General features: G+C 67.4%; 19 protein-coding genes. 11 read left to right on the forward strand and 8 right to left on the reverse strand.

What is annotated here, in order from left to right:
* Positions 1-245: 245 nt before the first annotated feature.
* Together rpsA and ACIHA7_RS17840 are read left to right on the forward strand one after the other, a co-directional pair.
* Positions 246-1,724 (forward strand): 30S ribosomal protein S1, encoded by a 1,479-nt coding sequence (rpsA, locus tag ACIHA7_RS17835; RefSeq protein WP_397290579.1) that lies wholly within the window; start codon positions 246-248, stop codon positions 1,722-1,724.
* A gap of 95 nt (positions 1,725-1,819) precedes the next feature.
* Positions 1,820-2,452, forward strand: coding sequence for a TetR/AcrR family transcriptional regulator (locus ACIHA7_RS17840; protein WP_397290581.1), 633 nt, complete (start codon positions 1,820-1,822; stop codon positions 2,450-2,452).
* Here ACIHA7_RS17840 and ACIHA7_RS17845 read toward each other — a convergent pair.
* The 3 genes from ACIHA7_RS17845 to ACIHA7_RS17855 all read right to left on the reverse strand — a co-directional run bounded on the left by ACIHA7_RS17845 (position 2,421) and on the right by ACIHA7_RS17855 (position 6,164).
* Positions 2,421-4,661, reverse strand: a complete 2,241-nt coding sequence (locus ACIHA7_RS17845) for an MMPL family transporter (RefSeq protein WP_397290583.1) — start codon at positions 4,659-4,661, stop codon at positions 2,421-2,423. The genes ACIHA7_RS17840 and ACIHA7_RS17845 overlap by 32 nt on opposite strands.
* Positions 4,662-4,764: 103 nt before the next feature.
* Positions 4,765-5,340: a hypothetical protein gene (locus tag ACIHA7_RS17850; RefSeq protein ID WP_397290585.1), complete on the reverse strand. Its 576-nt coding sequence runs from the start codon at positions 5,338-5,340 to the stop codon at positions 4,765-4,767.
* A gap of 137 nt (positions 5,341-5,477) precedes the next feature.
* Positions 5,478-6,164 carry an NAD(P)-dependent oxidoreductase gene (locus ACIHA7_RS17855; RefSeq protein WP_397290587.1) on the reverse strand — a complete coding sequence of 229 codons (687 nt, stop codon included), beginning with the start codon at positions 6,162-6,164 and terminating at the stop codon, positions 5,478-5,480.
* 99 nt (positions 6,165-6,263) lie between these two features.
* Here ACIHA7_RS17855 and ACIHA7_RS17860 point away from each other — a divergent pair, with 99 nt between their 5' ends.
* Positions 6,264-6,953: a TetR/AcrR family transcriptional regulator gene (locus tag ACIHA7_RS17860; protein WP_397290589.1), complete on the forward strand. Its 690-nt coding sequence runs from the start codon at positions 6,264-6,266 to the stop codon at positions 6,951-6,953.
* 94 nt (positions 6,954-7,047) lie between these two features.
* On the opposite strand, the gene ACIHA7_RS17865 is transcribed toward ACIHA7_RS17860, so the two are convergent.
* Positions 7,048-8,181 (reverse strand): hypothetical protein, encoded by a 1,134-nt coding sequence (locus ACIHA7_RS17865; RefSeq protein ID WP_397290591.1) that lies wholly within the window; start codon positions 8,179-8,181, stop codon positions 7,048-7,050.
* A 192-nt stretch (positions 8,182-8,373) separates the two neighbouring features.
* On the opposite strand from ACIHA7_RS17865, the gene ACIHA7_RS17870 reads away from it, so the two are divergent.
* From ACIHA7_RS17870 to ACIHA7_RS17890, 5 genes are all read left to right on the forward strand, one after another.
* Complete coding sequence (locus ACIHA7_RS17870) at positions 8,374-9,351, forward strand: ornithine cyclodeaminase (RefSeq protein ID WP_397290593.1); 978 nt, start codon at positions 8,374-8,376, stop codon at positions 9,349-9,351.
* Positions 9,342-10,691: an alanine racemase gene (locus ACIHA7_RS17875; protein WP_397290595.1), complete on the forward strand. Its 1,350-nt coding sequence runs from the start codon at positions 9,342-9,344 to the stop codon at positions 10,689-10,691. The genes ACIHA7_RS17870 and ACIHA7_RS17875 overlap by 10 nt, the downstream gene beginning before the upstream one ends.
* Positions 10,692-10,720: 29 nt before the next feature.
* Positions 10,721-11,815, forward strand: coding sequence for a PLP-dependent cysteine synthase family protein (locus ACIHA7_RS17880; protein WP_397290597.1), 1,095 nt, complete (start codon positions 10,721-10,723; stop codon positions 11,813-11,815).
* Between the two features lie 5 nt (positions 11,816-11,820).
* Positions 11,821-13,224, forward strand: coding sequence for an MATE family efflux transporter (locus ACIHA7_RS17885; protein ID WP_397290599.1), 1,404 nt, complete (start codon positions 11,821-11,823; stop codon positions 13,222-13,224).
* A gap of 212 nt (positions 13,225-13,436) precedes the next feature.
* Entirely contained in the window at positions 13,437-14,981 is a 1,545-nt protein-coding gene (locus tag ACIHA7_RS17890) for a phospholipase C (protein WP_397290601.1), read from the forward strand.
* Between the two features lie 49 nt (positions 14,982-15,030).
* On the opposite strand, the gene ACIHA7_RS17895 is transcribed toward ACIHA7_RS17890, so the two are convergent.
* Positions 15,031-15,243, reverse strand: a complete 213-nt coding sequence (locus ACIHA7_RS17895) for a hypothetical protein (RefSeq protein ID WP_397290841.1) — start codon at positions 15,241-15,243, stop codon at positions 15,031-15,033.
* Positions 15,244-15,572: 329 nt separating this feature from the next.
* On the opposite strand from ACIHA7_RS17895, the gene coaE reads away from it, so the two are divergent.
* A complete protein-coding gene (gene coaE, locus ACIHA7_RS17900) occupies positions 15,573-16,775 on the forward strand; it encodes a dephospho-CoA kinase (RefSeq protein ID WP_397290603.1) in 1,203 nt (400 codons plus the stop codon).
* A 49-nt stretch (positions 16,776-16,824) separates the two neighbouring features.
* Here the strand turns inward: coaE and ACIHA7_RS17905 are convergent, their stop codons facing one another.
* Positions 16,825-17,349, reverse strand: a complete 525-nt coding sequence (locus tag ACIHA7_RS17905) for a DUF402 domain-containing protein (protein ID WP_397290605.1) — start codon at positions 17,347-17,349, stop codon at positions 16,825-16,827.
* Between the two features lie 47 nt (positions 17,350-17,396).
* Complete coding sequence (locus ACIHA7_RS17910; protein ID WP_397290607.1) at positions 17,397-18,044, reverse strand: DUF402 domain-containing protein; 648 nt, start codon at positions 18,042-18,044, stop codon at positions 17,397-17,399.
* A 419-nt stretch (positions 18,045-18,463) separates the two neighbouring features.
* Between ACIHA7_RS17910 and uvrB the strand changes: the two genes are divergently transcribed.
* Positions 18,464-20,656: an excinuclease ABC subunit UvrB gene (gene uvrB, locus ACIHA7_RS17915; RefSeq protein WP_397290609.1), complete on the forward strand. Its 2,193-nt coding sequence runs from the start codon at positions 18,464-18,466 to the stop codon at positions 20,654-20,656.
* Between the two features lie 27 nt (positions 20,657-20,683).
* On the opposite strand, the gene ACIHA7_RS17920 is transcribed toward uvrB, so the two are convergent.
* Positions 20,684-21,154 (reverse strand): VOC family protein, encoded by a 471-nt coding sequence (locus ACIHA7_RS17920; protein WP_397290611.1) that lies wholly within the window; start codon positions 21,152-21,154, stop codon positions 20,684-20,686.
* 73 nt (positions 21,155-21,227) lie between these two features.
* Here ACIHA7_RS17920 and ACIHA7_RS17925 point away from each other — a divergent pair, with 73 nt between their 5' ends.
* The gene (locus tag ACIHA7_RS17925; protein WP_397290613.1) at positions 21,228-22,121 is read left to right on the forward strand and encodes a DUF6597 domain-containing transcriptional factor; all 894 of its coding nucleotides are present in this window, start codon (positions 21,228-21,230) and stop codon (positions 22,119-22,121) included.
* Positions 22,122-22,154: the final 33 nt, after the last annotated feature.

Consider the following 22,154-nt stretch of genomic DNA (forward strand, 5'->3'; position numbering starts at 1 on the left):
GCCGTCAGCGTATCCCGGCGTGGCGGCCGGACCGGTTTGCCCGCCTGGACCAAGGTCGCGTACGCTGAACGCGCGAGTGCCTTCTGTACAGCCGTACCGGAGTAAACCACCCGCGCTGAGTTTCACGTGCGTTACGTGCGGTACGTTCCTAGTGTCCGTCTTCACACCACCGCGGTGAATTCGCCAGCGTACCGAAAGTTCCAATGTCCGCAACCGACCACAATCCGTCCGGAGCAAACCGACATATGCCCACCACCGTCACCTCGCCGCAGGTAGCCGTCAACGACATCGGCTCCGCCGAGGATTTCCTCGCCGCCATCGACGCCACGATCAAGTACTTCAATGACGGCGACATCGTCGAAGGAACCATCGTCAAGGTCGACCGCGACGAGGTCCTGCTCGACATCGGTTACAAGACCGAAGGCGTCATCCCTTCCCGCGAACTCTCCATCAAGCACGATGTCGACCCGAACGAGGTCGTTTCCGTGGGCGATGAGGTCGAGGCTCTTGTTCTCACCAAGGAGGACAAGGAAGGCCGCCTGATCCTGTCGAAGAAGCGGGCGCAGTACGAGCGCGCGTGGGGCACGATCGAGGAGCTCAAGGAGAAGGACGAGGCCGTCAAGGGCACCGTCATCGAGGTCGTCAAGGGCGGCCTGATCCTCGACATCGGTCTCCGCGGCTTCCTGCCCGCCTCGCTCGTCGAGATGCGTCGCGTCCGCGACCTCCAGCCGTACGTCGGCAAGGAGATCGAGGCCAAGATCATCGAGCTGGACAAGAACCGCAACAACGTCGTTCTTTCCCGCCGCGCCTGGCTCGAGCAGACCCAGTCCGAGGTCCGCAGCGAGTTCCTGCACCAGCTGCAGAAGGGCCAGGTCCGCAAGGGTGTGGTCTCCTCGATCGTCAACTTCGGTGCCTTCGTGGACCTGGGCGGCGTCGACGGCCTGGTGCACGTCTCCGAGCTGTCCTGGAAGCACATCGACCACCCGTCCGAGGTTGTCGAGGTCGGCACCGAGGTCACCGTCGAGGTCCTCGACGTCGACCTGGACCGCGAGCGGGTCTCGCTCTCGCTCAAGGCGACCCAGGAAGACCCGTGGCGTCAGTTCGCCCGGACCCACGCGATCGGCCAGATCGTGCCAGGAAAGGTCACCAAGCTGGTTCCGTTCGGTGCGTTCGTGCGCGTCGAAGAGGGCATCGAGGGCCTGGTGCACATCTCCGAGCTGGCCGAGCGCCACGTGGAGGTCCCGGACCAGGTTGTCGCGGTCGGCGACGACGCGATGGTCAAGGTCATCGACATCGACCTGGAGCGTCGCCGGATCTCGCTGTCGCTGAAGCAGGCGAACGAGGACTACCACGCCGAGTTCGACCCGTCGAAGTACGGCATGGCCGACAGCTACGACGACCAGGGCAACTACATCTTCCCCGAGGGCTTCGATCCCGACACCAACGAGTGGCTCGAGGGCTTCGACAAGCAGCGCGAAGAGTGGGAAGGCCGGTACGCCGAGGCGGAGCGTCGCCACAAGATGCACACCGCTCAGATGGAGAAGATGGCGGCCGACGCCGCGGCCGAGGCCGCGAACGGTGGCGGCTCGTCGAACTACTCCTCCGAGAGCGGCGGCGCGCAGGCGTCCTCCTCGTCGTCCAGCTCGTCCGAGTCGGCCGGCGGTTCGCTGGCCAGCGACGCGCAGCTGGCGGCACTGCGGGAGAAGCTCTCCGGCAACGCCTGATAGACACCTGTGCCGAAGGCCCCGGTCCACTGGACCGGGGCCTTCGCCCATGTCGGGGCCGTGGCGGCCGATTCGGGCCGGTATTCTGAACGATGATGTCCGATGCCGCTGTTGAGCTTCCGTCCACTTCCTGGGAGCGCAGGAAGATCGAGGCGATGAGCCGGATCCAGCGGGTCGCGCTGGATCTGTTCGACGAGCACGGGTACCGCAACGTCACCATCGAACGGGTCGCCGCCGCGGCGGGGGTATCGCCCAGTTCGGTCTACCGCTACTTCGGCACCAAAGAGATGCTGGTCCTGCACGACGAGGCGGACCCGAAGGTACTGGAGGCGATTCGCACCGCAGGCGGCGGCGCGACCGTCGAACCCGCGGGCCTGATCGCCGTCGCGCGGATGCTCGTCCCGCTGCTGATCGAGTCGCTGCTCACCGAGGAGTCGGAGCGGCGCATCCGCCAGCGGCTGCAATACACGGCGGCGATCCCCGAGATCAAGGTCGGCCAGAGCAAGCAGATGCGCGAGCTGGAGGACCAGTTCCGGACACTGTTCGCCGAGCGAGCCGGCCTCGCGCCCAACGATTTACGGGTGCGGATGGCCGCGGCCACCGCGGTCTGGGGCTGCGTTGCGGCGCTGGACCATTGGGCCGGAACGGGTTTCGCGGGTCGGCTCAAGGACGTCTACACCGAGGCCGTCGGATCGATCATCGATCAGATCGAGACGATGTTCCGCTAGTCACGCGGCCGGTCCGCAGCTTCGGCAGCCACCAGTTCCAGCGCCCGAACAGCCGCATGAACGCGGGTACCAAGACCAGCCGCACGAGGACCGCGTCGATCGCGATGGCGACCGCGAGCGCGAACCCGATCTGCTTCAGCTCCAACACATTCGCGGTCACGAAGCTGGCGAAGACGGCGACCATGATCGCTGCGGCCGCGGTGATCGGCCGGGCGGTGCGTTGCAGCCCATCGGCGACCGCGGCGGCGTTGTCGTGGTGGACATCCCAGTGCTCCTTCATCCGGCGGATGAGGAACACTTCGTAATCCATCGACAGGCCGAACAGCACCGCGAACACCAGCATCGGCAGGTAGATCTGGAGGAACCCGGTGCTGTGGAAGCCGAGAGCGGACTCGCCGATGCCGTGCTGGAAGACCGCGACCGTAATGCCCAGTGCCGCACCGGTGGCCAGCAGATTCAACAGGATCGCCTTGACCGCGAGCACGATGCTGCGGAACGCGGCGACGAGGAAGGCGAAGGAGACGGCCAGCACCAGCGCGATCACCCAGGGGAATCGACCGGTAATCCGTTCGGACACATCGACGAACAAGGCTGTGGTGCCGCCGATGCGCACCTCGGCATCGCCGAGAGACGCTGTGCGGGAACGCATATCGGTGACCAGGTCGGACGCGGCGGTCGACCCGAACGCCGCGTGCGGGACCACGGCCGCGAACATCCGGCCGTCCGCGTACTGCGGCAACACGGTCGCGATGCGGGGGTCGCGGGAGAGTTCGCCGATGAACCGGTCGGCTTCCGCGCGTGCCGCACTAGTCAATGGTGCCGCGTCGGGGCCGGTCGCGACCACCTCGATCGGTGCGAGCAGGCCGGGGGTGAAGTTCTGCTCGACCAGCGCGATCGCCTGCCCGGCGGGGCGATCGGTGAGTGCGTCGGTGCCCACGTCGACGCCGTAGCGCAGGCCGGTGAGCGGCGCCGCCGCCACGACCAACAGCGCGACGCCGACCGTGCCGAACAGCACCGGACGTGCCATCACGGTGTGCGCCCACCGCGCCCACGCGCTCGACGCGGCCGTAGAGCGGACCTCCGCCGGACGCATTCGCTCGGGCAATGCTCCGCGATTCACCGCAGGGCCCAGCGTCGCGAGCAGCGCGGGCAGCAGGGTGAACGCGGCGGTCATGGTGGCGAGTACCGCGGTGACCACGCCGACGGCGATGCCGTTCAGCATCGGCAGCCCGACGACGGCCAGCGAGCACAGCGAGATCATCACGATGAGTCCGGAGGCGAGTACCGTCCGGCCGGTGGTGTCCATCGCCGCGCCGACGGCCTGTTGAATGGCGTTGCGGTCGCGGCGGTTTCGCACGCCACGGCGGGTCAGCTCCTCGTTGAAGCGGCTGACGATGAACATCGCGTAGTCGATCGCGGTGCCGGTGGCGATCATCGTCGCCACCGAGAGCACCAGGGAGTCGAAGACGAGGAAGGACGTCAGGCCGAACAGTGCGCCGACGGCCACCGCGATGCCTGCGGCGGTCACCGTGATCGGGAGCAGGGCGGCGGTCAACGCCCCGAGTGCCAGCACCAGCAGCACCGTCGCCACGGGGATGCCGAGGGTTTCCGCGCGCTGCAGGTCGGCCGTCTCGATCCGCATCATCTCGGATTGGATCGGCGCGTACCCGGTGAGCATGACTCGGGTGCTTTCACCGGGTCCGGTCTCGATGGCCGACCGCAATTCCTGCACCACCCGCACTCGGGCGGAGATGTCGCCGTCGATGCCGACGATGCCGAACGCGGTGTGCCGGTCGGCGGAGATCTGGGCGGCATTGCCGTCGAACGGGCCGATGGCGCCGGCGACACCCGATGTCTGCCTGGCGACCGCGATCGCCCGATCGATGGTCGCGCGGTACGCCGGTGTATCGACGGTGTCCTCGGCCGAGTGGAAGACGATGAGGTCCTGCTCGATGCCGAATCGGGAGAAGTGTTGCGCGACAAGCTGATCGACCGCGACGGAGTCGGAACCGGGCACCGAGTAGTCGGGTGTGCCGAGCCGGGCGTGCAGTGCGGGATAAGCCGCGCCGCACACCACGACCAGCAGCAGCCAGACGCCGAGCACCGTTTTGCGATGCCTGGCCATCGCGACACCCCACCGCCCGGCCGCACCCCACCGCTGGGTTGGAGCGGGCGGTTCCGGCCGGTCGAGGATGGTGGGTTGTGCCATCGCCCCTCCAAGGTTCGCTATCTGACAGTGACTATCAGGTAATGCCTGTCAGCATAGGAACAGCGAGGGAAAATTAGCAAGGGACTGTCATGCGGCTGGGTTGTCAGTTGCCGGCGCGGCGCTTGCGCTCGTCTCGATGGGCGCGACCGATCCGCCGCGACGGCTTCGTCGTCCCCCGGTTCACTTGTGGCGTGGTGGTCGGCGCTCGCGGCGGACCGACGGCTTGGGCCGTGGTGAGGGCGACGACCTGGATCTGCTCCAATCGCAGGCCGAGTCCGGCGAGCCGGGCGATCACGCCGAGGCGATGTTCGGGCAGCCCCGGTCGAATCGGCAGCGGGTCCCGGCCGGGCCTGCGCAGCACGTAGGTCCGGCGTTCGGCGTCGAACGCGATCGGCGCGCCATCGCGCACGGCGCGGTAGGCGTCGAGGTCCAGATCGTTGTGCCGGATCGGATCGATCATCATGGCGTCGATCAACCGTTCCGCGTGCGCGAGGCGCACGTCCCGATCCGGGGGATCCAGGTGTTCCACCTGCCGCGCGACCCGCCACCGATAGCCATCGGCGGCGGCGCGCAGCAGGTACCGATGCCGTTCGATCTCAGCCGCCAGCTCGACCAGCCGCTCGACATCGACAAACATCGGGTCACGCGGGTCGGGCATCGAAGCTGGAACGTCAGGCATTGCGCCTCCTCGGTCGAGTTGCCAATTACGTTGGGCAACAACTCGATCGACGTCCGACCTGGTTTCTATTGTGGCAGAGGGGTACGACAGGTTTCGCGACGCTGCGCCCCGGTCGGCCGACGCACAGCTCGTCGGCTTCAGTAGCCGACGGTGAACCGGCGCTGCAGGTAGCGCGGCTGTTCGACCTCGTCCAGCAGGGCGACGGCGAGATCCTCGGCGGAGAGATCGGGCGCGCCGTCCGCGGCGATGAGCAACTGATCGCCGCCGACGCGGAAGCGGCCGGTCCGCGGGCCGGGCTCGATCCGGCCCGCCGACGGGCTGAGATAGGTCCAGTTGCGGTTGGACAGCCGGTAGACGTTCAACGCATCCCGCAGCGCCCGCACCACCTCGGCGTACTCGGCGGGCACGCCGAGATCCTCGGTGAGCGAACGCAGGAAGTCCGCGCCCGTGTCGACCAGTTGCAAGCCGGGTGCGATCTCCAGGCTGCCCGCGCCGCCGACGGCGATCACCCTGACCCGCGGGTGCCGTTCGAGCGCGCGGACCATCGCCTGTGCGCCGACCACGAAGTCGCCTGCGCGCGCGATGGTGTCGGCGATGCCGTGTCCGGCGTTGACCGCGCTGATCACCACGTCGAGGCCGGAGATCGCGGCCGCGATGCTGTCGGCGTCGAGCCAGTCGGCGACCTGCCAGCTCGCGGCGCCTCGCTCGGCGGGGAACCGGGCGGCGTCCCTGGCGAACGCGGTCACCCGATGTCCGCGTCGCGTTGCCTCGGCTACCGCGCGCCCGCCGATGACGCCTGTCGCGCCGAAAATCCCGATGTCCACGATCCACTCCCTAAACGCTGTCCAGTTACTACACGCCGTTCAGTAACGACACGGGTGATAGTAGCCAAACGCTGTAGAGTGTCAACCGTGGTGGAGGCCGTGAAGAGTCGCAGAGAGCGCATGCGCGAGCAGACGTCCGATGAGATCAAGGCCATTGCTCTGCGGTTATTGGCCGAGGGCGGTCCCGACGCCGTCTCGCTGCGCGCCATCGCCCGCGACATGGGCATGACGGCAGGCGCCATCTACGGCTACTACGCCACCCGCGACGATCTCATCTCCACCCTGATCTCCGATGTCTACACCGCCCTGGTCGACCGGGTCGAGGCCGCGCGCGACGCGGTCCCCGCCGGCGACCCCGCCGGGCGCATCGTGGCGTGGGGCGAGGCCGTGCGCGACTGGGCGATCGAGCACCCCGCCGAGTTCCGGCTCATCTACGGCGACCCGGTGCCCGGCTATCAGCCGCCGCCGGGCGGACCCGCCGCCACCGCCGCGCTGCGTGCGTGCACCGGCCTCGTCGGTCTGACCGCCGCCGCGTGGCCCAGCGCGCAGAAGCACCAAAATCTCAGTGACACAACATGGTCCGACTTCGACGCGGGTCTCGTTGCCCACGTCCGCGCCGACTTCCCCGAGCTGCCGCCCGCCGCGCTCGGTCTCGCGCTACGCATGTGGGGCCGGATGCACGGGTTGATCGCGCTGGAGGTCTACGGTCACCTGGTTCCTCAATCGCAGGACCCCGCAAAGCTTTTCCACACCGAGATGCTCGACCTGGTCCGCTCGCTGGGGTTGTAGAGCCGGTGCTCGAGTCACCGAGGGAAGTTGTCGTCGCGGTGATCTGGTTCGCAATTGTTGTCTGGATGATTGCTGTGCCCGCTGGCGGGGTGCGTCAGACCCCGAGGTAGCCGAGGGTCGCGGCGAACATGATGCCGGTGAACAGGGGCCAGAACACGATTTTCGGGAGCAGGTTGTCGCGCCAGGTGACGACCTTGCTGAAGGTGCCGTGCAGCAACAGGGTGGCGTTGAGCGCGACGAGCAGGGTCATCACATAGAGGGTGAAATACCAGTACTCGATGTAGGAGATGCCCGCGGAGCCGATCTCGGTGCGGGCCGCATTGTCGTTGACCGCGACGACGAGCACGGTCGATACCGAGAAGGTGATGATCGCGAAGGCGGTGAAACCCGAGATCGGGCGACGGTCGGGGTCGGTGGTGATCACGAACAGCGACAGGAACATCAGGACGGCCAGCAATAGCACCGGCACGATCCGGCCGAGCATCGGTCCGAGCAGGCCGCGGCTGACGCCGACATTGAAATACAGTTCGTCGGTATTGGCCAGGCCGGGGTGGGCCAGCATGCTGTATTCCTGGCGATTCAGACTCCACACCGTGTAGTCCGGTTCCCAGTCGCCGAATACGAGATCGGGGTCCAAGCCGTTGAGGGCCTTCGCATCCCACGGCGGAAACGATTCGAACGACGGCACCAGCTGCACCGGATGGATCATGTCGACCGGGCGCATCCGCAGCCAGATGTCCTGGTGATCGAGCGGGTAGTCCTCGTAGTTGAATTGCTGCCGGATGACCGTCGAGAACGACCAGACGACGACGCGGTTCTCCCCGAGTGGGTACTCGAACACCTTCTTGGGGCAGTGCGGATCCTCGGCCTCGAGCAGCAGTACGCCTGGCTCGATGTCCTCCGGAAAACCGGGCGGGAGGTGTTGCCAGATGTGGCCGGTGGCCTTCACGTTGTGGGCGTTGATGAATTGCAATGCGTTCAACAGCACGCCGGTGGATACCCGGGGAACGACGCGATCTTGGGGGAGATGAGGCGTCACCGCGGTCTCGGCCTCGGCGTAGCTCGACACCGTGACGCCCTTCTCCGCGACCGGTGCGTGTCTGCTTCCGGCGTGGGTCCAGGAGTACACGGTGCCCGCGGCCAGCGTCAGGGACACGACGGCGGAGGCGAGCCACAACCACAGCTTCGCCTTCGGCGCGCAGCGCGAGACCACCTCCCTGATCGGCACAGCCAGGAGAGTAGCTCGAGGTTAGCCATCGGTCCGGGATGTGCCGAATCGGTGGGTATGTCGCGTCCGACTCGGTGCATGTGTCCGAATTCACTCCTATTGCTAATGAAAACCATTACCGATAGTCCTACGATGCTGACATGGCTTTTATTCGGATCGGGATGTGTACTGCCCCAACAACATCGGAGTTCCATGGGTAACGCACTGCACATCCTCACTCGCACCGACCTGGCCGATATCGACATTCCACCCGCCGAGGTCATCGATCTGGTCGAGGACGGCTATCTGGCCTTCGCGCAGGGCGATTCCCGCTGCCCGGTGAAGCTGATGATGCCGATCCCGAAGACCGAACGCGACGCGGTGTCGTACTCGATGCTCGGCTACGACGGTTCGCTCGAGCAGCTCGGCTTCAAGACCTCCTACCGGCAGTGCAGCGAAAGCGCGGAGAAGTACTACACGACGATCAGCCTCTACGACGACACCACCGGTCTGCCGTTCGCGTTCATGGACTGCCAGCGCGTCGGTGCCGCGCGCACACCGGCCACCACGGCGATCATCGCGAAACACTGTGCCCGCGAGGATGCTACGAGCGCGCTGATGATCGGCACCGGCATTCAGGGTCGTAATACACTGCCGTACTTGCTGACCGCACTGCCGAACCTGCGGCGGCTGCGGTTGTTCGGCACCCACCCGGACGGCATCGCGGAAAGCATTGCGGCGCTGCACCGCTGGTTCCCGGAACGGGACATCGAACTGGTCGACGACGTGCCCGCGGCGGTCGCCGAGTCCGACATCGTCGTGGTCGCCTCCGGCCGCGCCGCGCACCCCAAGGTGCGCACCGAGTGGCTGCAGCCGGGCGGGCTGCTGATCTCGGTAGCCAGCAAGGGCGTCGAAAGCGGCGCCTTGCGGGCCGCCGACTACGCGATCGCCACCAGCGCAGGGCAACTGGGCGTCACCGGCGCCCGGCTTGCGGGGCCGGCGGGGCAGCCGGTGATCGATGCCGAACTGCCCGACATCGTGGCGGGGCGGGCACCGGGCCGGTCCGGCGCCGCTGATCGGGTCTTCGCGTTCGCCAGCGGCATGATCATCACCGATATCCCGGTCGCGCACGCGCTGGCGACGCGCGCGGTGGCGGCCGGACGTGGACGGCGGGTGGAACTGTGGTCCTGAACGCCGCACTCCTCGAGCTGCCCGCACTGCCTGCGCTGGAACAGGAATGGCAGCTCCGGGTGCGCAAAGACCCGCAGCTGCTCTTCGACATCCACCACGCCGTCGGCGGCCCCTTCCACGTCGTCTACCCGGAGCAGTTCGCGCGCAACCTGCGCTCCTTCCAGGAAACCCTGGCCGGACACGACGTGCGCGGCCAGGTCTACTACGGCAAGAAGGCGAACAAGGCCGGCTGCTGGCTGCCCACCATCGCCGATCTCGAGGGTGCCGTGGATGTCGCCAGCGAGCCCGAGCTGGTACACGCCATGGCGCACGGTATTCGCGGGCGCGACATCGGGGTGACCGGTGCGGCCAAAACCGATGCGCTGCTGCGGCTGGCCGCCAGGCACGATTGTGTGATCGCCATCGACGCCCTCGATGAACTGACCAGGGTCGAACAGATCGCGCGGAGCGCGGGGCCGGTGCGGATCCTGTTACGGCGGTTGCCGCCGAACGCGCCGCACAGTCGATTCGGTTTGTCGGCAACAGATCTCGACACCGCGATCGCGCTGTGCGCGCAGTGGCGACCGCAGCTCGAGCTGATCGGGTTCTCCTTCCACCTCGATGGCTACGCCGTCGCGCCGCGGGCGGAATTGGCCTTCGATCTGCTCCAGTTGTGCGCCGAGGCGAAAGCGCGAGGCTTGCCGATCAGCACGCTCTCGATCGGCGGCGGCTTCGCCTGCCGCTATGTCGGAGACGACGAGTGGCAGGCGTTCCTGGCCCATCGGCGCGACGACTGGTTCCACGCAGGCAAGCGCTTCGAGAAGTTCTACCCGTACGCGCAGGCGCCGACCGGCGCCGACATGCTGGACGCCATCCTCACCACCGGGTTCGGCGGCCGTACCCTGGCAAGCCTGCTGCGCGACAACGACATCCAGCTGTTCATCGAACCCGGCCGGGCGCTGCTCATCGATGCGGGCTTCACCGTGTTCCCCGTCCTCGGCTTCAAACAAAACGCCGACTACGGCATCATCACGGTGCACGGCCTCAGCATGAGCGTGTCCGAGCAGTGGAAAGGCAGCGAGTTCCTGCTGGATCCGATGCTGGTACCCCGGCGCACCGACCCGGCCGCGCAACCGATCGCCAGCTGCGTCGGCGGCGCGAGCTGCATGGAGTACGACGTCCTCACCTGGCGCAAAGTGCCGCTGCCGCAACGGCCTGCCCACGGCGACCTGCTGCTGTACCCGAATACGGCTGGCTACCAGATGGACAAGAACGAGAGCGAGTTCCACCAGCTCCCGTTGCCGCCGAAGGTAGTCGTCACGCATCAGGAAGGCCGGTTCCGGTGGCGCTTGGACAGCTAGATACGCAGGGATACGTAGCCGCACAGGACGTGCCGAGGCAAGCGGCCGCGCACGACCCCGTGGCTCGCCTCCCGCGGCGCCGGGAGAACGTCGTCCGATCGGCCTCCGAGCTCATCGGTTCCACGCCACTGCTCGAGCTCATCCGCACCGGTACCGGCACCCGCCTGCTGCTGAAGCTGGAGCAGTTCAACCCGACCGGCTCCGCGAAGGTGCGTATGGCACGGGAAATGGTGCTGCAGGCCGAACGCAGCGGCGAACTGCGCCCCGGCGGGCACATCGTCGAACCGACCTCCGGCAACACGGGCACCGGACTCGCACTCATGGCGTTGGAGCGCGGCTACACCTTCACCGCCGTGGTCGACGGCCACGCCGCCGAGGACAAGCTGCGCGCCATGAAAGCGATGGGCGCGCAGCTGGTTTCGGTGGACAGCGGCACCGCAGGCGGGCCGAGCACGGTAGAGCGCAGGCGGGTCGCCGCGGAGATCGCGGCCCGCACCGGCGCGTACCGCCCCGACCAGCACAACAATCCACACAACAACGCGGGCTACCGCGAGCTCGCCCATGAACTGCTCGCCGATATCGATACCGACGTCGACTATCTGGTCGGCGCCGTCGGCACCGGCGGATCCCTCTGCGGCACGGTCGAAGAGCTGCGCAGGCTCGGCTCCCGGGTCCATGCCCTCGGCGTCGAGCCGGCGGGTTCCATCATCTTCGGCGGCGCGGCGGGCGGCTACTGGCAGACCGGCGCGGGCAGCCCCGCCGGGTTCCCGGTGGGCGGCAATGTGAAATACGAGGCCATCGACGAGGATTGCCGGGTCGGCGACGTCGACGCGTTCGCCACCGCCCGGGTGGTCGCGCGGCGCACCGGCATTCTCGTCGGTGGAACCGGTGGCGCCGCAATCCATGTGGCGTTGCGCCGCCTCGTCTATGTGCCCGCGGGCAGCACGGTCATCGTGCTGGTGTGTGATGCGGGGGAGAAGTACCTCGACACCGTGTACGACGACGACTGGCTGCGCGATCGCGGCCTGCTGGATCGGGCGGCGCAACAGCGCATCATCAGACTGTGCCGGGCCTATGACCAATCGGTGCGGCTAGCGGCATACGGCGTTCGGACGGGAGCTTAGGTCACATGGCCTTTCGTGAGTATCGAGCCATCGTCGCGCTGGCCGCGCCGATCGCGGGCATCCAGCTCGCGCAGGTGGCGCTGACCACGGTCGATCTGGCGATGATGGGGTTGCTCGGCGTCGCCGCCGTCGCCGCGGGTGGGCTGGCGCTGCTGCTGTACAACCAGCTGCGCACCATGTGCGTCGGCATGATCACCGGAGTCGGGAACCTGATCGCCGAGGCCGTCGGCGGTGGCGAAAAGCGCACGGGGCGCGGCGATATCGACGAGCAGGCGCGGGCGGAGATCCGCGGGTTCGTCAACGCGGCGGCCTTCGTGGCGACGGTGACGTCGACGGCGGGCGCGCTGCTGCTCATCGCACTCGGCTACGCGTTGCGTTGGCTCGGCCAGGCCCCCGACGTGCTCGAACTGGCCCGCCCCATCATGTGGACGCTTGCGCCGGGCCTGATACCCATGCTCTGGCTGAACGTGTTGCGGCAGTTCGCCGTCGGCATGCGCCGGGCTGGCTCACTGCTGCGTGTGACGCTGCTGTCGATCGGCGTCAACGCACTGCTCAACGCGCTGTTCATCTTCGGCTGGTTCGGTGTGCCGAGACTCGGCCTCGCCGGAATCGGGCTATCCACCACCCTGGTTCAGCTCTGGACGTTCGGCGTTTACCTGCGCACGGTCCGCCGCGACCCGCTGCTCGGCGACCTGCTGTCCCTGCGGGCGTGGCAGGCGGATCGGGCCACGGTGACGCGCATCGTCCGGATGGGCACGCCGATCTCGCTGACCTACGGTGCGGAGGCGGCGATCACCTCTATCGCCGCGGTGTTGATGGGCGGCTTCGGGCCGGTGGCGCTGGCGGCGAGCAATATCGTCAATCAGCTGGCCTACATCGTCTACCAGGTCAATATCGGGCTGTCCCAGGGCTCTTCGATTCTGGTGAGCCGCACGGTCGGGCAGGGCGATCGGCACGCGGTGGCGGCGATCGCGCGGCGCACCGTGCTCCTCGGCTTCGCTTTCATGACCGTCGTCGGCCTCGGCTACGTGCTGTTCCCCGGCGCGGTTCTCGCGCCGTTCCTCGGCTCGCACCACGACGACACCGCCGTCGTCGCCGCCGCCTCGACGCTGCTGTGGTTCGCCATCATCCAGCAGTACTGCAAGGGCTCGCAGAACCTGTCCATCGGGCTGTTGCGCGGCATCGGAAACACCAAGGCGGGGATGCAGAGCACCCTGATCGGCTACTTCGCCATCGGAGTACCGGCCATGGCGATATTCGGGTTCGGTCTCGGGTGGCAGGGGCCCGGTATCTGGCTCGGGCTCTGCCTCGGCTTCGGTGCCACCGCTGCGCTGGTGTGGCGTACATTTCTGCGCGGCACCGCCGACATGGCCACGCCCACGCGGGAATCCGTAGCCGCGAACCGGTGAAATCGGGCAAAAGGTGTGAAACACTCAGAATGGCACCGCAATTCGGGCAGCCCTCGGGCAACCAGGCGGAATCCCCCTCTCGCGCCGTGCTTTCGCCCACTTCCCGGTCCGGCTAAACGATCTTTCTCTGCGGTGTCGCAGCACGTCGGGTAGGGTCGGCGCGGATCGCGAAATTCTGCTCGACAGCCCTGGCGGAAAGGTCGGCCGAAGAGATGTGCGCAGCGGGGCCGTTCAGCGGGCTCAATCGCAGACAATTCCTAGCGAAGGCGGCCGCGGCCGGTGCGGTGGGCGCGTTGGCCTCGTGGGCCGACCCGATCATCGAACGGGCCTACGCCGCCGACCCCGCGGGTATGGGCGGACTGGGCGATATCGAGCACTTCGTCTTGCTCATGCAGGAAAACCGCTCCTTCGACCACTATTTCGGCACCCTGTCCGGCGTCCGCGGGTTCGACGACCCGTCGGCGGCCTGGCGTCAGTACGGCTGGACGCCGGGTGCGGGCCCCGGCCCCGACGGTTACCTGAACCCGTTCCGCCTCGACACCACCCGCGGTGCCTCGCTCGACGGCGAATGCATCAACGACCCGGACCACAGCTGGGGCGGCATGCACCGCGCCTGGAACGAGGGCAATAACGACCAGTGGATGCCGATGTCGGTCGAGAGCGTTGGCCCCGCCAACGCGCCCGCGGCCATGGGTTACTACCTGCCCGAAGACATTCCGATCCACACCGAGCTCGCCGATGCCTTCACGCTGTGCGACAACTACCACTGCTCGGTGCTCGGCCCCACCGACCCGAACCGGCTGTACTGGATCAGCGCGAGTATCGACCCGGACGGCCACGCAGGCGGCCCGCTGGTGGAGACCCCCAGGCTGCTCCCGCAGCACGTCTACAGCTGGCGCACCTATCCGGAGAACCTGTCCGAGGCGGGCGTCAGCTGGAAGGTCTACAACAACCGCGACGTTGGCCCGCTGTCCTCGGTGCTGCTCGACGGCATGCTCGGCTGCTTCACCCAATCCGCGGACCCCGCCTCGGAATTGGCGCGCCGCGGTCGAGCACCGGTCTACCCCAACGACTTTCAGGCCGACGTCGCCAACGACACGCTGCCCGCTGTCTCCTGGGTGATCCCGTCGCTGCTGAACTGCGAGCATCCCGCGCTGCCCGCGGCTTTCGGTGCCTTCGGCATCGTGCAGCTGCTCGACATCCTCACCGCGAACCCGAAGGTGTGGGAGAAGACGGCGGTGATCATCAGCTACGACGAGAACGGTGGCTTCTTCGACCACGTCACCCCGCCGACCCCACCGCCGGGCACCCCCGGCGAGTTCCTCACCGTGCCGCTCGACCGCGTGTCCTCCTCGGCCGGCGTCGCCGGTCCGATAGGTTTGGGCTATCGCGTTCCCGCGCTGGTGATTTCGCCGTACACCCGGGGCGGCCTGGTCGCCTCGGAGACCTTCGACCACACCTCACAGCTGCGACTGCTGGAAACCAGGTTCGGAGTGGAGGTGCCGAATCTGACCGCGTGGCGACGCGAGGTCACCGGCGATATGACCTCCACCTTCGATTTCGGCTCGACACCGAATAGTGCGAGACCGGTGCTGCCGGACCCGAAGCCGAAAATGGATGCCGCGGTCGCCCAATGCGGCCCGAATATCGCGTTGGGTACGGCGGAGACCGGGATCCCTTATCCGGTGCCGCCGAATTCGATGCCGACACAACAACCCGGCACCCGGCGCAAGCCGAGCGGGTTGATTCGGGCATGAGAGTGGCCCAGCCCTGGCGGGGGCTGGGCCACTTCTCGACGTGTACGCCTCAGCTCGCGGTGGCGGGCACCCACCGGACCGACGGGACGGCGGAGCGTTTTCGCATAGCGGCGAAGCTGTGCCGGGCCGGGCTGATCAACGCGGTGAACCATGTGCGGCGGTGTTCGGCTAACGCGGCCGCGACGGCGGGGATCTGGGTGCAGTGCACGCCACCCGCCATGCCCAGGCGGTGGCGAGCCGTCTGGTTGTATCTGGTGCCCAATGATGTTCCTTTGCTTGCTGGTGCTGGCGCCTGGATCGCCACGGCGAAGATTAGCCGAACGAAAGTGCCGTGCAGAGTATTTTGCGCAAGTAATTGGGTCGGCGTGTCGGAAAGTTGTCGCCCGAGTACCGGGTTCGGCCGGAATTGTTGCGAAATGGTCTCGGCCTCGTCACGGATCGGGCAATTACGGCGGTGGCAGGTGGAAAGCGCGGGCCGGATGGGTAATCGGGCAGATTGTGTCGCCGAAGTAGAACGTCGGTCCTTGCGGCACTGCCTGCCCCGGTGCGGGCGCGCAGGCCGCCCCGGCCGCGGGATGCGAGACTGGTCCGATGTTGCGGATCGGCCTCACCGGAGGCATGGGAGCGGGCAAGTCGACGGTGGCGCGAATTCTCGCCGATCTCGGCGCGGTGATCATCGATTCCGACCTGATCGCCAGGGAGGTCGTCGCGCCGGGTACCGAGGGCCTCGAGGCGCTCGTGGCCGCGTTCGGCACCGAGATCCTGGCGGCCGACGGCGGACTGGAGCGGCCCGCCCTGGCGGCGAAAGCCTTCGCGGACGACGAATCGCGGGCGACGCTGAATTCGATTACCCATCCGCTGGTCGGCAAGCGCACCGCCGAACTCATTTCCGCGGCCGCGCCCGACGCCATTGTTGTGCAGGATATTCCGCTGCTGGTCGAGAATGGTCTCGCGCCATTGATGAATTTGGTCATTGTCGTCGACGTCGATGCGGAAACTCGGCTGCGCAGACTGGTCGAATTCCGCGGCGTCGCCGAAGCCGATGCGCGCGCGCGTATCGCCGCGCAGGCCACGGACGAACAGCGCCGCGCGGTCGCCGACGTGTTGCTCGACAACAGCGGCGCGCCCGCGGCGATCGAGGACCAGGTACGGCGGCTCTGGCAGGAGCGACTGGTGCCGTTCGAGCGCAACCTCCGTGCCGGGACGCCCGCGCGCAAGAAGGACATCCGGCTGGTGCCTGCGAATCCGGACTGGGCCGTGCAGGCGCAGCGGCTCATCGCCAGGCTGTGGGTGGCGTGCGGGGCGGCGGCGTCGCGGATCGACCACATCGGCTCGACCTCGGTGCCGGAGCTGCCCGCCAAGGACGTGCTCGATCTGCAGATCACCGTTGCCGACCTCGCGGCGGCCGACGGCCTGCGGGATGCGTTGGGAGCGGCGGGTTTTCCGGTCCGGCCGGAGGTCACCGAGGACTGCCCGAGGCCGACGCCGCAGGACCCGGCCGGGACCGATGTCACGTTGTGGACCAAGCGCTACCACCAGAACGCCGACCCCGGCCGCCTCGCCAATGTGCATGTGCGCGTGGCCGGTACGCCGGGGCAGGAGTACGCGCTGCTGTTCCGTGACTGGCTGCGCGCCGACGCCGCCGCGCGCGCCGAGTACCTCGAGGTGAAGCGCGCCGCGGAGGCGAAGGCGACCGGGCTGACCGGCGAGGCCGCGACCACCGCCTACCTGGACGTCAAAGAACCCTGGTTCGCCGCCGCCTACCCCCGCATGCAGGCTTGGCGGGATCGCTAGCGGCGCAATACTGAGTACTCGCGCACCGCGCCGGCACGGGGACCGGAAATCAGAGCCAGGTGAGGTTTACGCCCCGGGATCGCAGCCAGCGGTCGAGGCTGTAGTCGTGCGCGGCGATGCCGTCGATGGTGGTGGTCGCGGTCTCGATGGCGGCCTGGGCTTCGGCGGCGGTGACCAGCCCGGCCGTGTGCGCGGCGAGCAGTTCGTCGACGTCGAGCAGCTCGGTGTTGCGGCCCGAGCGCACGACGATGTCGAGGTAGTGGTCCACCGACTTCCAGCGGTCCGGCTCCAGCTGGCGGAACTCGCCGAGGTCCAGGTAGAAGTCCTGGTCGCGCTGGTGCTCAGGGTTGTAGTGGAAGACCGACGCGCGCAAGGCCAGCTCGGGCAGCAGCCACGACTCGATGTAGTGGAACTGTTCGTGGTCGGAGGTGCGTGCCATGTACAGGCCCCATGGCTGCACCTCGTACCGCTCGACCGGCCGCACGAAGCCCTTCGGATCGGTGTTGGTCAGCGCCGCGAGGTCGAAGTACTCGACCTTGGGCCGGTGTACGTCGACGGAAGGTGCCTGGGTCATGCATTCAGAATCTACCGCCGCGCCGACGGAGTCGAGCGACCTGAGGGTTACATCCAGGTGAGCGTGATGCCGTGGGTGGCGAGCCAGTCCTCGACGCAGTGGTCGTTGGCGGCGAGTCCGTCCAGCGCGGCCGTCGCGCACTCGAAGGCCCGGTGCGCCTGCGCTGTGTCCACCAATCCGGCCGCGTGGGCGGCGAGCAGCTCGTCGACGCCGAGCAGTTCGACATTGTGGCCGCGGTGCACCTCGATGTCGAGGTAGTGGTCGACGGCCTTCCAGTGCTTCGGCTCGATCTCGGTGAACTCACCGATGTCGAGGTGGAAATCGTGGTCGACGTGGTGCGCCGGGTTGCGGCGGGTCAGCGTCACCCGCAGCGAGAGCGCGGGCAGCAGCCAGCACTCCAGGTAGTGGCGGTGCGGGACGGGCACGATGCGGGCCATGTACACGCCCCACGGTTCGTGGTGGTAGCGCTCGACCTGGCGGACGAAGCCCTTGCAGTCGGTGCTGGTGAGTTCCGCGAGGTTGAAGAACTCGACGTGCGGTCGGTGCGGTGGGTGCCCGGACGGTAATGCGGCGTTCGATGCGGCGGTTTTGTCGCTCTGATTCAGTCCGGGGACCGCTGCGCGGAGGTGCCGGGCGATAGTTCCTGCGAAGCCGGTGGTCGGCACGGTATTGAGCAATGGAATCAGACCTCTCATGGCTCTTGTTCTTCGCCACATCCGAACGCGTTGTCCGAACAACCAAATCAGCGTACACCTGGGGAATGGTGGGTGGGCGCAATGACGCGATATGTTTTTGGCTACGAATTGTGTTGCCGCAAAGGACATTTCGGACACATTACGACGGCCAAAAGTGAAACGTCATTGGTGCGCCGATGTTGTCTCGCCATGTGCGGCGCAACGGTGGACAATGGCGGCGGGACACATGCGGCCAGCGCCCGTACTGCCGGGAATGGATTGCTGGGAATGCGCGAGCAACGGTCGTCGTTCAATAATTCTGGGAATCGGTGCGCGGACGCGACGGCGACGCCGACCGAAACCCGCTCAGCCCGGTCCGCGGCAGCCACCGTCCGCGCGAGGCGCGAAACCTGTCGGTGGCTGGGCTTAGGCTGGTGAACATGGCATTTGCAACCGAGATTCCGACGGAAGGCTACGCGGAGCGGGCGGCGGCCGAGACCCCGCTCGCGCACTCCGAGCACCGGCCCGTCGGCGAGATCGAGCGCACCGAAGGGCGCTTCCAGGTAGTCAGCGAGCACGTGCCCGCCGGCGACCAGCCCGCCGCCATCGAGGAGCTGGAACGCCGGATCAAGGCGGGGGAGCGCGACGTCGTGCTGCTCGGCGCCACCGGTACCGGTAAGTCGGCCACCACCGCCTGGCTCATCGAACGGCTGCAGCGCCCGACGCTGGTGATGGCCCCGAACAAGACCCTCGCCGCCCAGCTGGCCAACGAGCTGCGGGAGATGCTGCCGAACAACGCCGTCGAGTACTTCGTCTCGTACTACGACTACTACCAACCCGAGGCGTACATCGCTCAAACCGATACCTACATCGAGAAGGACAGCTCGATCAACGACGACGTCGAGCGGCTGCGGCACTCGGCGACGTCGAGCCTGCTCTCGCGCCGCGACGTGGTGGTGGTCGCCTCGGTGTCGTGCATCTACGGCCTCGGCACCCCGCAGTCCTACCTCGATCGGTCGGTGCAGCTCGAGGTCGGCACCGAGGTGGACCGCGACGCACTGCTGCGTCTGCTCGTCGACGTGCAGTACACCCGCAACGACATGGCGTTCACCCGCGGCTCGTTCCGGGTGCGCGGCGACACCGTCGAGATCATCCCGTCCTACGAGGAGCTCGCGGTCCGCATCGAGTTCTTCGGTGACGAGATCGAGGCGCTGTACTACCTGCACCCGCTCACCGGCGATGTGGTCCGTCAGGTCGACATGCTGCGCATCTTCCCGGCCACCCACTACGTGGCAGGCCCGGAGCGGATGGAGCGCGCGGTCCGCGACATCGAGACCGAGCTGGAGGAGCGGCTGGCCGAACTGGAGCGGCAGGGCAAACTGCTCGAAGCGCAGCGGCTGCGCATGCGCACCCAGTACGACCTGGAGATGATCCGGCAGGTCGGCTTCTGCTCCGGCATCGAGAACTACTCGCGCCACATCGACGGCCGCCCGGCCGGCTCGGCGCCCGCGACGCTGCTGGACTACTTCCCCGACGATTTCCTGCTCGTCATCGACGAGTCGCACGTGACGGTGCCGCAGATCGGCGGCATGTACGAGGGCGACATGTCGCGCAAGCGCAACCTGGTCGAGTTCGGCTTCCGGCTGCCGTCCGCGGTGGACAACCGGCCGCTCACCTGGGAGGAGTTCGCCGAGCGGATCGGCCAGGCGGTGTATCTGTCGGCCACGCCAGGCCCGTACGAACTGGGTCAGGTCGGCGGCGAGGTCGTCGAGCAGGTCATCCGCCCGACCGGTCTGGTCGACCCGCAGGTCGTGGTCAAGCCGACCAAGGGTCAGATCGACGACCTGGTGCACGAGATCCGGTTGCGCACGGACAAGGACGAGCGGGTACTGGTCACCACGCTCACCAAGAAGATGGCCGAAGACCTCACCGACTATCTGCTCGGGCTCGGTGTGCGGGTGCGATACCTGCACTCGGAGATCGACACGCTGCGCCGCGTCGAGCTGCTGCGTCAGCTGCGGCTCGGCGAGTACGACGTGCTCGTGGGCATCAACCTGCTGCGCGAGGGCCTCGACCTGCCCGAGGTGTCGCTGGTCGCGATCCTCGACGCGGACAAGGAAGGCTTCCTGCGCAGCAGCACCAGCCTGATCCAGACCATCGGCCGCGCGGCGCGCAACGTGTCCGGCGAGGTGCACATGTACGCCGACAAGATCACCGACTCGATGCGGCACGCCATCGACGAGACCGATCGGCGCCGGGCCAAGCAGGTCGCCTACAACACCGAGCAGGGCATCGACCCGAAACCGTTGCGTAAGAAGATCGCCGACATCCTCGACCAGGTGTACCGGGAGGCCGAAGAGACCGAGGTGGAGGTCGGCGGCTCCGGCCGCAACGCCAGCCGCGGTCGCCGCGCCCAGGGCGAGCCGGGTCGCGCGGTCAGCGCGGGCGTCTACGAGGGCCGCGACATCAAGTCGATGCCGCGCGCCGAACTCGCCGACCTGGTCAAGGAACTCACCGCGCAGATGATGAACGCGGCCCGCGAGCTGCAATTCGAGCTCGCAGGCCGGCTGCGCGACGAGATCGCCGACCTCAAGAAGGAACTGCGCGGCATGGACGCCGCCGGACTGAGTTGAGTAGAGGTGCCGCCGCGGGAATGGAGGTCACCCCTGGGTGGCCATCCATTCGTTGACGCGGCGTTCGGCTTCCTCGCGGGAGACGTCTTCGACCTTGGTGATAACGGCCCAGCGGTGGCCGAAGGGGTCGATGACTACGCCGAAACGGTCCCCGGTGACGAAGGTTTGAGGTTCTTCGGCACTGCGGGCGCCGTGTTCGACGGCGCGCTTGATCACCGCGTCGACGTCGGGGCAGTAGTGCACGATCGAGGTGTGCACCCACTCGCCGTTCGGGGCGAGCACATTGTTGTCCGGGATGGGCATGCCCAGTTGCAGGGTGGAGTCGCCGATCTTCAGTTCGGCGTGCGCGGGCTGACCGTCGGGCAGGTCGTTGCGGCTGATCACCTCGGCGCCGAAGACGGCGGAGTAGAAATCGATGGCCTTGTTGCCGTCGCCGACCGCGAGGAAACAGGTGATGGAGTGGTAGCCGTCGGCGATGGGGTTCACGGTGTTCGTCATGACAGCAATCCTGGTCGAGCGGGTGGCGCCGGTCTTGTAAGAAAGCGACACGGTGCCCGACGGGAGCGAAACCATGCCGGGCAGCACTGATTCCGCGCCGCGGCTGCCCCGGAACCCGATCGCGCCCGCGGACACCACCGGCATCCTGCACCCGGACGAACAGGCCAAGTACCGCTCCCTGGTCCGGCTGCCCGCGGGCCCCGCGGTGGACCGTTTCGTCGAGTGGTACTGGTCGGTGCGCTGGGATCTGCGCGGCAGGCCGCCGTACCGGGCGGAGGTGCTCTCCTATCCGAGCGTCAACGTCACCTTCGAGCGATCCGCAACCCGCACTGGCGGTTTCGTCACCGGCGTGTGCACGACGAAATTCATCAGGGAACTCGGCGGGGCGGGCGAGGTGTTCGGCGTGCGCTTCCGCGCGGGCGGCTTCGGCGCGTACACCGGACTCGACGTCGGCTCGTTCCGTGACACCACCGTCGACCTGATCGACGTCATGCCCGAGGCCCGCGGATTGACCGATCGCGTCCTGGACGCGCCCACCGACGAGCAGCGCAGCGCCGTGCTCGACGACTTCCTCGCGGCCCGGTCCGCCGCCGACGATCCGACCTACCACCTGGTGCTGCGCGTCATCGATGCGATGGCCCGGGACGCGGAGCTGACCAGGGTCGATCAGATCACCGAGCGATTCGGCATACCGATCCGTACCTTGCAGCGAATGTTCCGGCGCTACGTCGGCGCGGGCCCGAAGTGGGTGCTGCGCCGCTACCGGCTGCAAGACGGCGCCGAACTTCTCGCGCGCGGCCGGACCGAAGATCTCGCCGCATTGGCCGCCGAACTGGGATACTTCGATCAGGCGCACTTCTCGCGGGAGTTCACCGCGGAAGTCGGAATGGCTCCACTGGAATACGCCAAGAATTCGCTACGCTCGCGCAACGAGGTCACGGCAAAGGTCTTGCCGACCGGGACATAGTTGCCGAGCCGACCGTTTTCGACCATTCGACCG

Source organism: Nocardia sp. NPDC052316 (assembly GCF_044547795.1).
Lineage (GTDB): Bacteria > Actinomycetota > Actinomycetes > Mycobacteriales > Mycobacteriaceae > Nocardia.

Excerpts from the sequence above, each read along its gene's own strand:
- rpsA (WP_397290579.1), top strand. The coding sequence starts at position 246 with ATGCCCACCACCGTCACCTCGCCGCAGGTAGCCGTCAACGACATCGGC.
- ACIHA7_RS17840 (WP_397290581.1), top strand. The coding sequence starts at position 1,820 with ATGTCCGATGCCGCTGTTGAGCTTCCGTCCACTTCCTGGGAGCGCAGG.
- ACIHA7_RS17845 (WP_397290583.1), bottom strand. The coding sequence starts at position 4,661 with ATGGCACAACCCACCATCCTCGACCGGCCGGAACCGCCCGCTCCAACC.
- ACIHA7_RS17850 (WP_397290585.1), bottom strand. The coding sequence starts at position 5,340 with ATGCCTGACGTTCCAGCTTCGATGCCCGACCCGCGTGACCCGATGTTT.
- ACIHA7_RS17870 (WP_397290593.1), top strand. The coding sequence starts at position 8,374 with ATGGGTAACGCACTGCACATCCTCACTCGCACCGACCTGGCCGATATC.
- ACIHA7_RS17885 (WP_397290599.1), top strand. The coding sequence starts at position 11,821 with ATGGCCTTTCGTGAGTATCGAGCCATCGTCGCGCTGGCCGCGCCGATC.
- ACIHA7_RS17890 (WP_397290601.1), top strand. The coding sequence starts at position 13,437 with ATGTGCGCAGCGGGGCCGTTCAGCGGGCTCAATCGCAGACAATTCCTA.
- coaE (WP_397290603.1), top strand. The coding sequence starts at position 15,573 with ATGTTGCGGATCGGCCTCACCGGAGGCATGGGAGCGGGCAAGTCGACG.
- ACIHA7_RS17905 (WP_397290605.1), bottom strand. The coding sequence starts at position 17,349 with ATGACCCAGGCACCTTCCGTCGACGTACACCGGCCCAAGGTCGAGTAC.
- ACIHA7_RS17910 (WP_397290607.1), bottom strand. The coding sequence starts at position 18,044 with ATGAGAGGTCTGATTCCATTGCTCAATACCGTGCCGACCACCGGCTTC.
- uvrB (WP_397290609.1), top strand. The coding sequence starts at position 18,464 with ATGGCATTTGCAACCGAGATTCCGACGGAAGGCTACGCGGAGCGGGCG.
- ACIHA7_RS17920 (WP_397290611.1), bottom strand. The coding sequence starts at position 21,154 with ATGACGAACACCGTGAACCCCATCGCCGACGGCTACCACTCCATCACC.
- ACIHA7_RS17925 (WP_397290613.1), top strand. The coding sequence starts at position 21,228 with ATGCCGGGCAGCACTGATTCCGCGCCGCGGCTGCCCCGGAACCCGATC.